Origin of the sequence: Rahnella sp. BIGb0603 (assembly GCF_024808755.1) — a bacterium.
Lineage (GTDB): Bacteria > Pseudomonadota > Gammaproteobacteria > Enterobacterales > Enterobacteriaceae > Rahnella > Rahnella contaminans.
The window spans coordinates 39893-54409 of the sequence record NZ_JANUEX010000011.1; the positions used below are offsets into that span (position 1 = coordinate 39893).

The following is a 14517-nucleotide window of genomic DNA, read 5'->3' on the forward strand; positions in this document are numbered from 1 at the left end:
GTGTGTCTGGAAACTTGGGGTTCTCAGAAGTACACACCGACTGGAGTCCGACAAATGGCAAAAGCAACAAAGCGCTTTCGTATCTGTACCGAAGGGGCAACCACCGACGGCCGCGAAATTACCCGCGACTGGATCGAACAGATGGCCGCGACCTATGACCCGAAGGTCTACGGCGCGCGCATCAACATGGAGCACATCAAGGGCTATTTCCCTGACAGTGCGTTTCGTATGTACGGCGATGTCACCGGCGTTTACGCCGATGAAGTGGCGGACGGTGCCCTGAAAGGCAAGCTGGCACTGTATGCCGATATCGACCCGACGCCTGATTTAGTGTCAATGGTGAAAGCCCGCCAGAAGGTTTACACCTCCATCGAAGTGAACCCCTCGTTTTCCGACACCGGCAAAGCCTACCTGATCGGCCTGGCCGTGACCGACAGCCCCGCCAGCCTCGGCACCGAGTACCTGCAATTCAGCGCGAAGGCACAGCAAAACCCGCTGGCTGGCCGCAAACAAGATGCCGGAAACCTCTTTACCGCCGCCGAAGAAACGGCGTTCGAGTTTGAGGAAGAGAAACCGGCTGCGCCGTCGCTGTTCACGCGTGTGAAACAGCTGCTGTCCAGCAAATCCACCTCAGACGATGCCCGTTTTAAAGACGTCCATGACGCGGTTGAAGTGGTGGTTGCGCACGTTGAAACCGGCATGAAAGACACGGATGAAAAGCTGTCCGCGCTGGAAAACACCGTGACACAACGCCTGAACGCGCTGGAGCAAACCGCAAAAGATGACCGCGAACAGTTCAGCACGCTCAAAGGCAAGCTGGAGAAATCCGCGCCGCAGAACTACACGCAGCGCCCTGTTTCAAGCGGCGGCGGCAAGGGTGATGCAGCCCATTTCACCGACTGCTAAGCACTGCGCTCGCGATTAACCGTTAACCCATTTGGAAAAAAACGCATGAAACAAACAACCCGCTTTCAATTTAACGCCTACCTGTCCCGCATTGCCGAGCTGAACTCGGTTGACACCGGCGACCTGGATAAAAAATTCAGCGTGGAGCCGTCGGTGACGCAGACGCTGATGACCCGCGTGCAGGAATCTTCCGCCTTCCTGCAGATGATTAACATCATTCCGGTGGATGAAATGAAGGGTGAAAAGGTCGGCGTCGGCGTGTCCGGTTCCATTGCCAGCACCGCAGACACCAGCGGCACCGGCGAACGTCAGACGGCTGATTTTAATACCCTGACCGCTGAGGGTTATGAGTGCCGCCAGACGAACTACGATTTCCATTTCCGTTACGCCACGCTCGATCTCTGGGCACGCTATCAGGATTTCCAGGCGCGTTTACGTGATGCCATCGTGAAACGCCAGGCGCTGGATCGCATCACCATCGGCTTTAACGGTGTTGAGCGTGCGGCGACATCAAACCGCACCAAAAACCCGCTGTTGCAGGACGTGAACGTGGGCTGGCTGCAAAAGTACCGCAACAATGCGCCGGAGCGCGTGATGAGCAAAATTCTCGGTGAGGATGACGCCGTGATTTCCGCGACTGTCCGCGTCGGTGCCGGGGGCGACTTTGAGAACCTCGACGCGCTGGTGATGGATGCCACCAACAATATGGTTGACCCGATTTATCAGGATGATACCGGACTGGTGGTGATCTGCGGCCGTCAGCTGCTGGCAGACAAGTATTTCCCGCTGGTGAACAAGGCTCAGGAGAACTCGGAAAGCCTGGCGGCGGATATGATTATCAGCCAGAAACGCATCGGTAACTTACCGGCGGTGCGTGTACCTGGCTTCCCTGCCAATGCCTTCATGATCACCCGCCTGGATAACCTGTCCATCTACTGGCAGGACGGTACGCACCGCCGTCACATTGAAGAAGTGCCAAAGCGTGACCGCATCGAAAACTACGAATCCATTAATGAGGATTTCGTGGTTGAAGATTACCGCGGCGGCTGCCTGGTCGAAAACATTCAGCTCGGCACCTTCAAAACCACCGCAGATAAACCAGCGGAATAAAGGGGGACGTCATGATTAGCCCTTGCCGTCGTCACATGTTGCGACAGTCAGCCATCATCGCCGCACAGCAGGCCGCCGGTCAGCTGACCCATGCCACCGGCTACGAACTGCAAATGCAGAAGCTCAATGCGGATAAACAGGCACTGCACAAACTCCAGTCCTTCCAGGCGAAAGCGGAACTGAAACGCAAGCTGTTGCCGGAATACGCCCCATGGGTGTCGGGCGTACTCGCCGGAGGGAACGGCGCACAGGATGCCATCCTGATGACCGTCATGATCTGGCGTATTGATGCCGGTGATATTGCCGGTGCGCTGGACATTGCCCGCTACGCCTTTAAACACCGGCTGGCGATGCCGTTTGGCACCCGTACAGCGGGCTGCGCTTTCACTGAGGAAGTGATTGAGCAGGCGGCGCGTGCCCGCGCCGCCGGTGAACCGGTCAGCATTGACCTGATGCTGGAAGTGCTGGAGCTGACCGACGCCGAGGATATGCCCGATAAAGTCCGTGCCCAGCTGCACAAGATTATCGGCTATCTCTACCGCGACGGCGGCAAGGAGGCGTTAGCCCTGGAACGCCTGAAAAATGCCTTAATTCTTGATAACAAATCAGGCGTTAAGAAAGACATTGAGCGCCTGGAATCCGCCATCAGAAAGGCATCCGGCAGCTAAAAGAATGCGCCCCGCGCAGGGCGGCACGCCAGCCGAGACAGGTCTTTGACCCTGTTCAACGCTGGCGTCCACCGCCCCCCATTCAGAGGTCAACATGTCGTCTCTTGTTATACCTGCACCAAAGCCGGACGCCGCGACGGAACCCGCGATTAAGAACACCCATTTTTGGCCTGATGTTGATCCGGTTGAGCTGCGCGACACGCTGCGGCTGGAGGGCACTGTCACGCCTAAGCGCCTGCGCGCCGCCGCGAAGTTCGCCATGACCGAGGTAAACGCCGAGCTGTACAGCTATCGCGAAGCGCAAAAGTCCCAGGGATTTAAGACGCTGGAAGACGTACCCGCCGATCAGATTGACGATGAAAGCGTGAAGGTCGGTGCCTATCAACGCGCCGTGGCGTCCATTGCGGCGGCCTTTCTGGCGGAGCGTTACCCGAACAGCGACACCACCGACGCGGGCAGCAAAAAGGCCGTGATTGTCGAAAGCACCGTTGATGATTTATGGCGTGACGGTAGAAATGCGATCAGCGACGTCGCCGGTGTGTCTCACTGCATCATCGGGCTGCTCTGATGAAAGTCATTGCCGAACAGGGCGACACCGTGGATTCGCTCTGCTGGCGTTACTACGGGCGCACCGAATCGGTGGTTGAGCAGGTTTACGCGGCTAACGTTGGGTTAGCTGCCGCCGGGGCAATATTGCCCCATGGCTACGCGGTGGAGCTGCCGGATATTACTCAGGCCGCAGTCAGTGAAACCGTCTCACTTTGGGACTGATGACCATGGAGCGCATCACCTCGTTTATCTGTTACTGCGTCGCGGCTTTTCTAGCCTGGCTCGGCGCAATGTCACCGCAGGATATCGCCTTCCTGGTGGGCGCAGGCGTCGGCGTCGCGACCTTCCTGGTGAACTGGTACTACAGGCGCAAAACTTACCGCCTGCTCAAACAAATGGGCGTGAGAGGGGAAATCAATGCAGCCATCAATCGTTAGACGCTGCGCCGTCGCCGCTGTCCTGGCGATTGCCGCAGTGCTGCCACAAACGCCGACGTTGAAAACGTCCGCCGCCGGTCTGGCACTTATCGCTGATTTTGAAGGCTGCCGCCTGTCGGCGTACCAGTGCAGCGCGGGCGTCTGGACAAACGGCATCGGGCACACGGCGGGCGTGAAGCCGCAGACGCACATCAGCGAACGTCAGGCCGCCGTGAATCTGATGGAAGACGTGATGCGGGTGGAGAAAAGCATTGCGCGCTGTATGCCGGTTGCCATGCCGCAGCCGGTGTACGACGCCGTGGTGTCGTTCGCGTTCAACGTCGGCGTGACGGCGGCGTGCAAGTCCACACTGGCGTTTTTCATCAACAAAGGGCGATGGCGTGACGCCTGCGAGCAGTTGCCGCGCTGGGTGTTTGTGAAGGGCGAGCGCGTCACCGGCCTGGAGCGCCGCCGCGCGAATGAGCTGGCCTACTGCCTTCGGGGTGTCTGATGCGCATTGTGATTGTTTTACTGCTGGCAGCCTGCGCGCTGGCGGGGCTGCAAACCTGGCGTATCGGCGGCCTGACTGAAAAAGCCGACCAGGCGCAGCTAATCATCGGCACGCTGTCCGCCGGTATCGAAAGCCGCGACAACGCCATTAACCGCCTGAGCGATGAGGCCGTGACGCGCGAACGCCAGGAGCAAAGCCTGCGCACCCAGCTCGCACGGGCAAGTCAGCAGGCGCGGGATCGTGAATATGACATTCAAAGGTTACTTAATGAAAATCAGGAAATGCGCGATTGGTATAGCGCTCGCCTGCCTGACGGTATTAGCCGGATGCACCAACGTCCCGCATTTGCCAGCGCCGCAGATTATTTACGTTGGCTGTCCGGCGGTAGCCAGTTGCCCGATACCGGCAAGCGAACCGGTCACTAACGGCGATTTAAGCAGTGACGTCAGAAACCTGGAGGCCGCGCTGACCGCCTGCGGCCTCCAGGTGGAAGCGGTCAAACAATGCCAGGAGGAACACCGTGTTAAAACCCGCACAGCTGCGAAAAGCCCTGACTGACGCCGTGCCGGTGCTGCAAACCAGCCCCGACACCCTGCGGATGTTTGTGGATAACGGGCGCATCGTTTCCACGTTAGCCAGCTCGCTGTCGTTTGAATACCAGTATCAGACCGAGCTGCTGATCACCAACTTTGCCCAGGACTGCGATCTGATCATTGTCCCAATCCTGGCCTGGCTGCGTGAGAACCAGCCGGACATCATGGCGACACCGGAAAAGCAGCAGACCGGCTTTAAATTCAAGGCTGATATGCTGGATGATGGTTCCTACGATATCGCGATTGACGTGCAGCTCACAGAGCGCGTGATCGTGAAACAGGTTGATGCCGGTCTGTACGTGGAGCATTTTCCGGAACCGCCACTGCCGGAGCCGGTGGAAAGGCCGCGTGAACTGTACCTGCACGGCGAGTTAGTGAGTCAGTGGAATGAGTGAGCTGTCAGCGTTTGATACCCGCCTGGCGGGGCTGATTGCGGCGCTGTCACCGCAAAGCCGGAAGGCGATGGCGGCAACCATTGCGAAGCGTCTGCGCAAACATCAGCAGCAGCGTATTAAGCAGCAGGTTACGCCGGAGGGGCAGCCTTTCACGCCGCGCCGCCCGCAGCCGCTGCGGGCAAAGAAAGGCCGCATTAAGCGGGAGATGTTCGCCAAACTGCGCACGGCTAAATACATGAAGGCCAAAGGCACCGCTGAGGACGCGGTGGTGGAATTTACCGGCCAGGTTCAGCGCATGGCGAAAGTGCATCAGTACGGGCTGCGGGATCGCCCGTCTGTCCGTGCAAAAGAAATGCAGTATCCGGCGCGCCCGCTGTTAGGACTGGACGCGGAGGATATGAAAATTGTGGAAGATGAATTGCTAAAACTTATTAGCTCAGACTTCACCTGACATAACTGCGGCACAGAGCCAAATCTAATCTGACAGGCAGCTCTGTGCCAGGAGCGGACGTTGTTGAGTTCACTCAGGATGGGTTCACGATACAAGGAACTCTATATTTTCTCCTGATTGACGCGGGCTGACAGTTCCTGATGGCTTTCCTTGCGTTCGCTGTAACGATCGGCAAGGTACTCCGTATGACCTTTCAGCAGCAGCGTGATTTTGAACAGCTCTTCTGCCACATCCACGATGCGGTCATACCAGGATGATGGTTTCATTCGCCCGTTTTCATCAAATTCCTGCCAGGCTCTCGCCACGGAGGACTGATTCGGGATGGTGAACATGCGCATCCAGCGTCCCAGAATACGCATCTGATTGACGGCATTGAAGGACTGAGAACCCCCACATACCTGCATGACCGCCAGCGTTTTTCCCTGGGAAGGACGAACAGCGCCCTCTGACAAAGGGATCCAGTCAATTTGCGCCTTCATTATTGCGCTCATCGCCCCGTGACGCTCCGGGGAACTCCAAACCATGCCATCACACCATCTCACCAGTTCGCGCAGCTCCGTCACTTTAGGGTGAGTTTCTGGTGCATCATCAGGCAGAGGCAAGCCGGACGGGTTAAACGTTTTGACCTCAGCACCCATAGCAATGAGCAATCGACCCGCTTCCTCGGCAGCAAAACGGCTGTATGAACGTTCACGTACTGACCCATACAGAATCAGGATACGTGGTGGTGTCGGATGCTGAAGCCGCTCAGCGATCTGCCTGTCGAAACACTCAGCATTCAGGGCTGGAAACTGATCCATTTTTTCTTCCTCTCTAAAATCGATAATGTTCAAACCAATACATATGTTTTATCATATGTGTATTCTAAATTTACCGGAAGAGAAAATGCTACAGCCTGTTCAGCTTTTCAAAATTCTGTCAGACGAAACCCGTCTGGCTATCGTGATGCTTCTCAGGGAATCAGGCGAGATGTGCGTGTGTGACCTTTGCGGGGCCACCTCCGAGTCGCAGCCCAAAGTTTCCCGGCATATGGCAATTCTGCGGGAGGCTGAGCTCGTTCTGGACCGTCGGGAAGGGAAATGGGTCCATTACCGACTTTCTCCACATATGCCCGCATGGGCAGCAGAAACCATCAAGACATCCTGGCACTGCCTGCGGGAAGACGTTCGTCAGTGGCTGGATAAATCAGCGGCATCATCCTGCTGAGATGAATCGAACACATTCTTTTAATCATATGTAATGGAGTCGGAAATGTTACTGGCAGGGAGTATATTTTTACTGACACTGATCCTGGTTATCTGGCAACCCGGGGGACTCAGTATTGGCTGGAGCGCCAGCATTGGTGCTGCGCTGGCCTTGGTATTTGGTGTTATTCATATGGGTGATATTCCGGTGGTCTGGAATATCGTCTGGAACGCAACCGCAACCTTTATCGCGGTAATTATCATCAGCCTGCTGCTCGATGAGTCGGGTTTTTTCGAATGGGCTGCGCTGCATGTCTCCCGTTGGGGCAACGGACGTGGTCGTCTGTTGTTTACCTGGATTGTCCTGTTGGGCGCGGCAGTTGCGGCGCTGTTTGCTAACGATGGCGCAGCGCTTATCCTGACCCCCATCGTCATCGCCATGTTGCTAGCGCTGGGGTTCAGCAAACAGACAACGCTGGCCTTTGTCATGGCTGCCGGGTTTATTGCCGATACCGCCAGCCTGCCGCTTATCGTGTCGAACCTGGTGAACATCGTCTCTGCTGACTTCTTCCGGCTTGGCTTTACGGAATACGCATCCGTCATGCTTCCCGTTGATATTGCTGCCATCGCCGCCACTCTGGGTATGCTGCATCTGTTTTTCCGCCGGGATATTCCTGCAACCTACAACGTCACTCTACTGAAAGCACCTGCCAGTGCGATTAAAGATCCCGCAACCTTCAAAGCCGGTTGGGTTGTTCTGGTTCTGTTGCTTGCCGGGTTCTTTGTGCTTGAGCCTCTGGGGATCCCCGTCAGCGCTATTGCAGCCGTCGGCGCAGCAGTGCTGTTCGCCGTTGCGAAAAAGGGTCATGCCATTAATACCGGAAAAGTGCTGCGCGGTGCGCCGTGGCAGATCGTTGTGTTCTCACTGGGTATGTACCTGGTGGTCTACGGCCTGCGCAATGCTGGCTTAACGGAGTATCTTTCCGGGGTTCTGAATATGCTGGCGGATAAGGGACTGCTGGCGGCAACGTTTGGCACGGGTTTCCTGACTGCATTCCTGTCATCAGTCATGAACAATATGCCAACCGTTCTTGTTGGAGCACTGTCGATTGACGGAAGCACGGCGTCCGGCGTCATCAAGGAAGCGATGATTTACGCCAACGTGATTGGCTGCGATTTAGGCCCCAAAATCACGCCAATAGGCAGTCTGGCGACCCTGTTGTGGCTGCACGTCCTGTCGCAGAAAAATATGACCATCAGCTGGGGGTATTACTTCCGCACGGGTATCATCATGACCCTGCCTGTGCTGTTTGTCACTCTGGCCGCGCTGGCGCTGCGGCTCTCTGTCACTTTGTAATGAGATACTGATATGAGCAACATAACCATCTATCACAACCCAGCCTGTGGCACGTCACGTAATACGCTGGAGATGATCCGCAACAGTGGCAATGAGCCCACCATTATTTATTACCTTGAAACGCCCCCGGCTCACGATGAACTGGTTAAACTTATTGCAGATATGGGGATCACAGTCCGTGCTCTGTTGCGTAAAAACGTGGAGCCTTACGAGCAATTAGGACTTTCAGAAGAAACATTCAGCGATGAGCAACTGATTGGTTTTATGCTCGAACACCCCATTTTAATTAACCGTCCCATCGTCGTGACTCCTCTTGGAACCCGCCTGTGCAGACCTTCCGAAGTCGTACTGGATATACTGCCGGAGGCTCAGCAAGGAGCATTCACGAAAGAGGATGGTGAAAAGGTCACTGACGAAACAGGGAAGCGGGTTAAGTAATCTATTCACTTCATATTAGCGGGCACCTGTTTACTTGATGCAGGCGTCCGCTCTTCGCTCAAACCAGACTGTCAGATTTGATGGTGTTCTACCTACGAATTGTGTCAGCTGAAGTTTGAGTTAATACTCCTCAGTCAGTGATCCCTACGTTGTTCCATCAACCATCAACCCGCCTCAAATTGTATGCCGTCTGACAGGTCGGCATTCTTTTATGCATGAATACTTCCATCCCAAAGAACGACATTCCGCGCCTGCTGCGCAATCTGATCCGTATTGGCACCGTTGCCGAGGTGGATTTGGTTGCGGGCACCTGTCGCGTCAACACCGGCGGCAACGTCACCGACTGGTTGCACTGGCTGACCACCCGCGCAGGGCGCGCCCGTTCCTGGTGGGCACCGTCTGCCGGTGAGCAGGTTTTGCTGTTCTGCCTGGGAGGCGAACTGGATACCGCCTTTGTGATGCCCGGCATTTTTTCTGATGAATTCCCGGCACCGTCGGCGTCAGCCGATGCCCTGCATGTGTCATTCCCTGACGGTGCGGTGATCGAGTACGAACCCAAAACCGGCGCGCTGCTGGCTACCGGCATCAAGTCCGCCACGGTGAACGCCGCCGATAAGGTGGCCGTCACCGCCCCGCTAATCACCTGCACGGCAAAAACGCGCATCACGCTTGATACGCCGGAAGTGGTCTGCACCAACAAACTCACCACTGGCACTATCGAGATTAAAAAGGGCGGCACGATGACCGGCAACCTCACCCATTCAGGCGGCAGCATCACGTCAAACGGCGTGGTGGTTCATACCCATAAACACGGCGGCGTCCAGACGGGCGGCGGTCAGACTCAGGTGCCTTCATGACAAATGCAAAATACATCGGCCTGGCTTCGGATACGGGGCGCAGCGTCGAAGACCTGGCGCACATTCAGCAGTCGGTCAGCGACATTCTGCGCACGCCCGTCGGTTCCCGCGTCATGCGCCGTGACTATGGTTCACTGCTGTCGGAACTGACTGACCGCCCGCAGAATGCGGCGCTGCGCCTGCAAATCATGGCGGCCTGCTACAGCGCGATCCTCAAGTGGGAGCCACGCGTCAGCCTGACCGGCATCACCTTTGAAACGACGTTCGACGGGAAAATGGTGGTGGATATCACCGGCACCCGCAAAGACACGTCCGCCGCCATTTCCTTAACTTTACCCGTGAGCTAACCATGGCAACTATCGACCTGAGCCAGTTACCCGCCCCCGACGTGGTGGAGGTGCTGGATTACGAAACCCTGCTGGCAGAACGCAAAGCCACGCTGGTATCGCTGTACCCCGAAGACCAGCAGGCAGCGATTTCGCGCACGCTGACGCTGGAATCTGAACCCATTGTGAAGCTGCTGGAGGAGAACGCCTACCGCGAAGTGATCCTGCGTCAGCGGGTAAACGAGGCGGCGCAGGCGGTGATGCTGGCTTATGCCTCCGGTAATGATCTCGACAATATCGCCGCCACGTTCAGCGTGGAACGCCTGACGATCATCCCTGCCGATACGGTCAGCGTGCCCGCCGTGGCTGCTGTGATGGAAAACGATGCGGATTTGCGTATCCGTGCGCAGCAGGCGTTTGAAGGACTGAGCGTAGCCGGTCCGGTCGGCTCTTATGAATATCACGGGCGTTCGGCTGACGGGCGCGTGGCGGACATTTCAGTTATCAGTCCGTCGCCCGCCTGCGTGACGATTTCCGTGCTGGCACAGACCGGCAACGGCACCGCCCCCGCTGACCTGCTGGCGGTGGTTCAGGCCGCGCTCAATGACGAGAACGTGCGCCCCGTGGCAGACCGCGTGACTGTCCAGTCGGCAACTGTCGTGAATTACACCATTGATGCCGTGCTGTATTTATTCCCTGGTCCGGAAGCCGAACCCATCCGCGAAGCCGCCGAGACGAAGCTTATCGCCTACACCACCGCGCAGCACCGTTTAGGCCGCGACATCCGGCTGTCCGCCATTTATGCCGCGCTGCACGTTGAAGGCGTGCAGCGGGTGGAGCTGAAAAGCCCTGCCGCTGATATCGAGCTGGATAAAACGCAGGCGTCATTCTGCACCGCGTACACACTGAAAGTGGGCGGCTACGATGAGTGATCGCCTGCTGCCCGTCGGTTCCTCTGTTCTTGAGGTTGCTGCTGCTGATGCCTGCGCCGCGCTGGAAAACGTGCCGGTGCCGCTGCGGCAGCTCTGGGATCCGCTGACCTGTCCGGCCAGGTTTTTGCCGTACCTGGCGTGGGCGCTGTCGGTTGACCGCTGGGATGAAAACTGGCCTGTCGCCACCAAGCGCCGCGTCATTCAGTCGGCGTGGTTCATTCACTGCCACAAGGGAACCCTCGGTGCCATCCGGCGCGTGGTGGAGCCGCTCGGCTACCTGATTAACGTGACCGAGTGGTGGGAAACCAATGACGAGCCCGGGACGTTTCGGCTGGATATCGGCGTGCTGGAAACCGGCATCACCGAAGAGATGTATAACGAGATGGAAAGGCTGATTGCCGACGCCAAACCGGCCAGCCGCCATCTGATCGGCCTGACCATCACCCAGGATATCAAAGGTGATGTTTACATTGGCGCAGCGCAGTACACCGGCGAACTGCTGACCGTTTACCCCGCATAAGAGGACGCTATGAGCACATTTAAATCCGTCGTCACCACGCTCGGCCAGTCGCGTATCGCGGCAGCCATTGCGGCGGGGACTGACATCAACATTACGCAGCTTGCCGTCGGTGACGGCAACGGCAAGGCGACCACGCCCGTCGCCACCCAGACCAAACTGGTTAAAGAGGTGTACCGCACGCCGCTCAATTCCTTAAAGCTGGATCCTACTCACGGCAACTGGGTGATTGCTGAGGCGGTGATTTCTGCCAGTGTCGGCGGCTTCTGGATGCGCGAAATGGGGCTGTTTGCTGACGACGGCGTGCTGATTGCCGTCTGCAATATGGCGGACACCTACAAACCGACCCTGGCGGAAGGTTCCGGCCGCACGCAGACGCTGCGGATGGTGATTGCCGTCAGTAACACTGAAGCCATCAGTTTGCTGATCGACGACTCGGTGATTATGGCAACGGAACAGTATGTGAATGACCTGCTGGCCGCGCATGAAAAATCCCGCAATCATCCCGACGGCACGCTGACGGCAAAAGGTTTTGTCCAGCTCAGCAGCTCGGTCAGCAGTACCAGCGAAATTCTGGCCGCTACGCCAAAGGCGGTCAAGGCCGCCAATGACAACGCCAATACCCGCGTGCCTTCCACCCGCAAGGTCAATAATAAAGCGCTGGGCGCTGACATCACCCTGGCGGCGGCGGATGTGGGGGCGGTCAGTAACATTCTGACTAACGTCGATAACGCTACGGTGAAGACCATTTATGACCCGTCAATTGTTGCGCTGACCGGTGGCGTTACCCTGGCGGGCTATTTCGACGATCACCCTCTCGGGGCAACCTTTCAGGCAGCGGATACGCTGATGACTTATCGCCGGTGGTATAACGCAGGCGCGGCGCTGACTCAGTATCTGCATTGCACAACCGGCACAATTTACGTGCGCGTGGGCATTGTCAGTACGACAGACCCGACGGGCTGGCAATGGCGTCAGACCGACGGCGTGCTGCCTTACGGATGGCGCAAAGTGTACGACACCGCCAACCCGCCGACGGCTTCTGAGGTCGGCGCGCTGCCCGTCGCTTCTGCCGTTCTGGGCACCGCCAACATCAACACGTTTAACCTGGCAAAAATTGGCCTGTATGTGCAAAGCACCGGCGCGAATGCCACGGTAGCAAACGGCTATCCGCCAGGCTCGCAGGCGGCGGGCGTGCTGGAGATTATCCCTGCCTCCTGGACGGGTGGAGTACTCCAGCGTTACACGGTGCAAAACACCGGCATGGTGTGGACGCGTGCGCTGAATGCGTCCTGGAATGGTACGGACGGACCCTGGCGTGACTGGGTGCAGGCCAGCACCGCCGGTTCCGTTGCGGCAAACACCGCCCTCGGCTCAACTGACCTGAACACGGTAGGTTTCAGTCTTACGGCGGTGCAAGCCGTCATTTATCACCAGTCGGCCAATGCCTCCGCGACAGCAGACCGGAATTACCCCGAAGCCAAAGCGGGCACGCTCTTTGTGACCGGCAGCGCCTATGGCTGCCAGCAGATGTATATCACTTTCGATACGTGCAACGTCTGGATGCGCGGCCTTTCCACCAACTGGAACGGGAAAGATGGACCCTGGCGGCCGTGGGTGGCCGCATATGGCACCAACAACAAACCGACAGCCGCAGACGTGGGCGCATGGACGGCAGCGCAAAGCGCCGCCAGTGAAAAGGCGCTGTCTGATGAAATTGCAACAGCCTTTAAAATCCGCACGAACCTAACCGCAACCGATACCCCGAACACCCTGCGCGGCAGCGGCATGTTTGGGCATTACGGCGTACCAGGCGTGGCGGCAGCGACGATGGACAAAGGCTATCCGATGAATAATTTTGTCGGTGTGATTTTCGTGACCTGGGGTCCGAATGCCACGCAGCAGATTGCCTTTAACAATAACGGGCGGCAATTCACCCGCTCCATGACGGGGGCGTGGAACGGTGTTGATGGTCCATGGTCTGCCTGGAATGAAATTTACTGCCAGGCCAATAAGCCCAGTCCCGCAGAAATCGGCGCATTAGCCACCGGCGACGTGCTTGTCGGTATGCCGGTTCCCTGGCCTTCTGACACCGTGCCCGCCGGTTTTGCGCTGATGGTCGGGCAGACATTCAATAAAACAACGTATCCGTCTCTCGCCGTTGCGTATCCCTCCGGTGTTATTCCTGACATGCGCGGGCAGACCCTCAAAGGCAAACCGGCCAGCGGGCGCGCCGTGCTTTCCCTGGAGCAGGACGGGGTCAAAAGTCACAACCACACCGCCACAGCCAGCAATACCGACCTCGGACGGAAAACGACGAGTGCGTTTGATTACGGACGTAAAGGAACATCCGGCTTTGACTACGGCACCAAAGGGTCAGACGGCCAGGGCGCACACCAGCATCAGATGGGGGTCGCCGGTGCTAATAACCGCTTTGGTGCGATTGGCGTGGCGAAAGACTACGGGTTTAGCGGTTCCAATAATGCCAATCAGACAGAAATGCCGGTGACCAGCGTGGACGGCAACCACGGACATAACACCTACATCGGCGCGCACGATCACTATGTCGATATCGGGGCACACGATCATTACATCGACATGGGCGCCCACGGGCACACCATCACCGTTAACGCCGCCGGTAACACGGAAAACACCGTGAAAAACGTGGCCTTTAATTACCTTGTGAGACTCGCATAATGTTCAGATATTCAGATAAGACACAGACAATTAAGGTGTATGACTTTTCGGCTATCACCGGCGAACTGATTGGCAAAAGCGACGCCATGATCCCGCCGGATACCGGCCTGCCTGCCCGCTGCACGGACATTGTGCCCCCACAGACAGAAAAAGGCTTTGTGGCGGTTTTCACCGGCGAAGCCTGGGACGTGGTGGCAGACTTTCGGGGTAAGGTGGTTTACAGCACGCAGACGGGTCAGCAGACAACCATCACGGAGCTGGGTGCGTTGCCTGAGAATACGACGGATATCGCCCCTGCTACCCGCTTTGATCGCTGGGACGGCGCGGCCTGGGTGAAGGATGATGCGGCGGAGCGCATTCAGCAGGTTCAGGAAGCGGAAGTGCAGAAGAAAACGCTGATGCAGCAGGCCGTTTTGCAAATTGATACGCTTCAGGACGCCATCGATCTGGATATGGCTTCAGAGGACGAAAAGGCGCAAATTGTCGGCTGGAAAAAATACCGCGTGCTGCTTAACCGGCTGGATGCGAACGCCGCGCCGGATATCACCTGGCCTGAAATCCCCGCCTGACCCTCGCCCCGAAAGGGGCTTTTTTGTTTCTGCTCCGCCAC

At 57.3% G+C, this 14517-nt stretch carries 21 protein-coding genes; 20 read left to right on the plus strand and 1 reads right to left on the minus strand.

What is annotated here, in order from left to right:
- Positions 1-54 precede the first annotated feature (54 nt).
- The 11 genes from M2403_RS22510 (at position 55) to M2403_RS22560 (ending at position 5599) form a co-directional block, all read left to right on the plus strand.
- Positions 55-906 (plus strand): GPO family capsid scaffolding protein, encoded by an 852-nt coding sequence (locus tag M2403_RS22510; protein ID WP_259231020.1) that lies wholly within the window; start codon positions 55-57, stop codon positions 904-906.
- 45 nt (positions 907-951) lie between these two features.
- Complete coding sequence (locus M2403_RS22515) at positions 952-2016, plus strand: phage major capsid protein, P2 family (protein ID WP_259231021.1); 1065 nt, start codon at positions 952-954, stop codon at positions 2014-2016.
- An 11-nt stretch (positions 2017-2027) separates the two neighbouring features.
- On the plus strand, positions 2028-2684 hold the full coding sequence (gene gpM / locus M2403_RS22520; RefSeq protein ID WP_259231022.1) for a phage terminase small subunit: 657 nt from the start codon (positions 2028-2030) through the stop codon (positions 2682-2684).
- Positions 2685-2778: 94 nt separating this feature from the next.
- Positions 2779-3252, plus strand: coding sequence for a head completion/stabilization protein (locus M2403_RS22525; protein ID WP_259231024.1), 474 nt, complete (start codon positions 2779-2781; stop codon positions 3250-3252).
- On the plus strand, positions 3252-3455 hold the full coding sequence (locus M2403_RS22530; protein WP_056779122.1) for a tail protein X: 204 nt from the start codon (positions 3252-3254) through the stop codon (positions 3453-3455). The genes M2403_RS22525 and M2403_RS22530 overlap by 1 nt, the downstream gene beginning before the upstream one ends.
- Before the next feature lie 5 nt (positions 3456-3460).
- Positions 3461-3670, plus strand: a complete 210-nt coding sequence (locus M2403_RS22535; RefSeq protein ID WP_259231026.1) for a phage holin family protein — start codon at positions 3461-3463, stop codon at positions 3668-3670.
- The gene (locus M2403_RS22540) at positions 3651-4160 is read left to right on the plus strand and encodes a lysozyme (RefSeq protein WP_259231027.1); all 510 of its coding nucleotides are present in this window, start codon (positions 3651-3653) and stop codon (positions 4158-4160) included. The genes M2403_RS22535 and M2403_RS22540 overlap by 20 nt, the downstream gene beginning before the upstream one ends.
- Positions 4160-4585 (plus strand): Rz-like lysis system protein LysB, encoded by a 426-nt coding sequence (gene lysB / locus M2403_RS22545; RefSeq protein WP_259231029.1) that lies wholly within the window; start codon positions 4160-4162, stop codon positions 4583-4585. Before M2403_RS22540 ends, lysB begins: the two co-directional genes overlap by 1 nt.
- Complete coding sequence (gene lysC, locus M2403_RS22550) at positions 4470-4718, plus strand: Rz1-like lysis system protein LysC (protein ID WP_259231100.1); 249 nt, start codon at positions 4470-4472, stop codon at positions 4716-4718. The genes lysB and lysC overlap by 116 nt, the downstream gene beginning before the upstream one ends.
- Positions 4681-5148, plus strand: a complete 468-nt coding sequence (locus M2403_RS22555; protein ID WP_217152514.1) for a phage tail protein — start codon at positions 4681-4683, stop codon at positions 5146-5148. The genes lysC and M2403_RS22555 overlap by 38 nt, the downstream gene beginning before the upstream one ends.
- A complete protein-coding gene (locus tag M2403_RS22560) occupies positions 5141-5599 on the plus strand; it encodes a phage virion morphogenesis protein (RefSeq protein WP_259231031.1) in 459 nt (152 codons plus the stop codon). The genes M2403_RS22555 and M2403_RS22560 overlap by 8 nt, the downstream gene beginning before the upstream one ends.
- Before the next feature lie 101 nt (positions 5600-5700).
- Here M2403_RS22560 and arsH read toward each other — a convergent pair whose 3' ends face one another.
- Complete coding sequence (gene arsH / locus M2403_RS22565; RefSeq protein ID WP_259231032.1) at positions 5701-6399, minus strand: arsenic resistance NADPH-dependent reductase ArsH; 699 nt, start codon at positions 6397-6399, stop codon at positions 5701-5703.
- Positions 6400-6484: 85 nt separating this feature from the next.
- Here arsH and arsR point away from each other — a divergent pair, with 85 nt between their 5' ends.
- The 9 genes from arsR to M2403_RS22610 all read left to right on the plus strand — a co-directional run bounded on the left by arsR (position 6485) and on the right by M2403_RS22610 (position 14476).
- Positions 6485-6805: an As(III)-sensing metalloregulatory transcriptional repressor ArsR gene (gene arsR, locus M2403_RS22570; protein WP_259231033.1), complete on the plus strand. Its 321-nt coding sequence runs from the start codon at positions 6485-6487 to the stop codon at positions 6803-6805.
- Between the two features lie 45 nt (positions 6806-6850).
- Entirely contained in the window at positions 6851-8140 is a 1290-nt protein-coding gene (gene arsB, locus M2403_RS22575) for an arsenite efflux transporter membrane subunit ArsB (protein ID WP_259231034.1), read from the plus strand.
- 12 nt (positions 8141-8152) lie between these two features.
- Complete coding sequence (gene arsC, locus M2403_RS22580; RefSeq protein WP_259231035.1) at positions 8153-8578, plus strand: glutaredoxin-dependent arsenate reductase; 426 nt, start codon at positions 8153-8155, stop codon at positions 8576-8578.
- A gap of 215 nt (positions 8579-8793) precedes the next feature.
- Positions 8794-9435: a phage baseplate assembly protein V gene (locus M2403_RS22585; protein WP_259231036.1), complete on the plus strand. Its 642-nt coding sequence runs from the start codon at positions 8794-8796 to the stop codon at positions 9433-9435.
- A complete protein-coding gene (locus tag M2403_RS22590) occupies positions 9432-9782 on the plus strand; it encodes a GPW/gp25 family protein (RefSeq protein ID WP_259231037.1) in 351 nt (116 codons plus the stop codon). The genes M2403_RS22585 and M2403_RS22590 overlap by 4 nt, the downstream gene beginning before the upstream one ends.
- A gap of 2 nt (positions 9783-9784) precedes the next feature.
- Complete coding sequence (locus M2403_RS22595; RefSeq protein ID WP_259231038.1) at positions 9785-10693, plus strand: baseplate assembly protein; 909 nt, start codon at positions 9785-9787, stop codon at positions 10691-10693.
- Positions 10686-11213 carry a phage tail protein I gene (locus tag M2403_RS22600; RefSeq protein ID WP_259231039.1) on the plus strand — a complete coding sequence of 176 codons (528 nt, stop codon included), beginning with the start codon at positions 10686-10688 and terminating at the stop codon, positions 11211-11213. Before M2403_RS22595 ends, M2403_RS22600 begins: the two co-directional genes overlap by 8 nt.
- 9 nt (positions 11214-11222) lie before the next feature.
- Positions 11223-13907, plus strand: a complete 2685-nt coding sequence (locus M2403_RS22605; RefSeq protein WP_259231040.1) for a phage tail protein — start codon at positions 11223-11225, stop codon at positions 13905-13907.
- Positions 13904-14476 carry a tail fiber assembly protein gene (locus M2403_RS22610; RefSeq protein ID WP_259231102.1) on the plus strand — a complete coding sequence of 191 codons (573 nt, stop codon included), beginning with the start codon at positions 13904-13906 and terminating at the stop codon, positions 14474-14476. The genes M2403_RS22605 and M2403_RS22610 overlap by 4 nt, the downstream gene beginning before the upstream one ends.
- The last annotated feature ends 41 nt before the right edge of the window (positions 14477-14517 follow it).

Coding starts and splice junctions, on each gene's coding strand:
- M2403_RS22560 (WP_259231031.1), top strand. CDS start 5,141: ATGAGTGAGCTGTCAGCGTTTGATACCCGCCTGGCGGGGCTGATTGCG.
- M2403_RS22525 (WP_259231024.1), top strand. CDS start 2,779: ATGTCGTCTCTTGTTATACCTGCACCAAAGCCGGACGCCGCGACGGAA.
- M2403_RS22530 (WP_056779122.1), top strand. CDS start 3,252: ATGAAAGTCATTGCCGAACAGGGCGACACCGTGGATTCGCTCTGCTGG.
- gpM (WP_259231022.1), top strand. CDS start 2,028: ATGATTAGCCCTTGCCGTCGTCACATGTTGCGACAGTCAGCCATCATC.
- M2403_RS22585 (WP_259231036.1), top strand. CDS start 8,794: ATGAATACTTCCATCCCAAAGAACGACATTCCGCGCCTGCTGCGCAAT.
- M2403_RS22600 (WP_259231039.1), top strand. CDS start 10,686: ATGAGTGATCGCCTGCTGCCCGTCGGTTCCTCTGTTCTTGAGGTTGCT.
- M2403_RS22595 (WP_259231038.1), top strand. CDS start 9,785: ATGGCAACTATCGACCTGAGCCAGTTACCCGCCCCCGACGTGGTGGAG.
- M2403_RS22510 (WP_259231020.1), top strand. CDS start 55: ATGGCAAAAGCAACAAAGCGCTTTCGTATCTGTACCGAAGGGGCAACC.
- M2403_RS22590 (WP_259231037.1), top strand. CDS start 9,432: ATGACAAATGCAAAATACATCGGCCTGGCTTCGGATACGGGGCGCAGC.
- M2403_RS22515 (WP_259231021.1), top strand. CDS start 952: ATGAAACAAACAACCCGCTTTCAATTTAACGCCTACCTGTCCCGCATT.
- arsB (WP_259231034.1), top strand. CDS start 6,851: ATGTTACTGGCAGGGAGTATATTTTTACTGACACTGATCCTGGTTATC.
- M2403_RS22605 (WP_259231040.1), top strand. CDS start 11,223: ATGAGCACATTTAAATCCGTCGTCACCACGCTCGGCCAGTCGCGTATC.
- arsR (WP_259231033.1), top strand. CDS start 6,485: ATGCTACAGCCTGTTCAGCTTTTCAAAATTCTGTCAGACGAAACCCGT.
- arsC (WP_259231035.1), top strand. CDS start 8,153: ATGAGCAACATAACCATCTATCACAACCCAGCCTGTGGCACGTCACGT.
- lysB (WP_259231029.1), top strand. CDS start 4,160: ATGCGCATTGTGATTGTTTTACTGCTGGCAGCCTGCGCGCTGGCGGGG.
- arsH (WP_259231032.1), bottom strand. CDS start 6,399: ATGGATCAGTTTCCAGCCCTGAATGCTGAGTGTTTCGACAGGCAGATC.
- M2403_RS22535 (WP_259231026.1), top strand. CDS start 3,461: ATGGAGCGCATCACCTCGTTTATCTGTTACTGCGTCGCGGCTTTTCTA.
- M2403_RS22540 (WP_259231027.1), top strand. CDS start 3,651: ATGCAGCCATCAATCGTTAGACGCTGCGCCGTCGCCGCTGTCCTGGCG.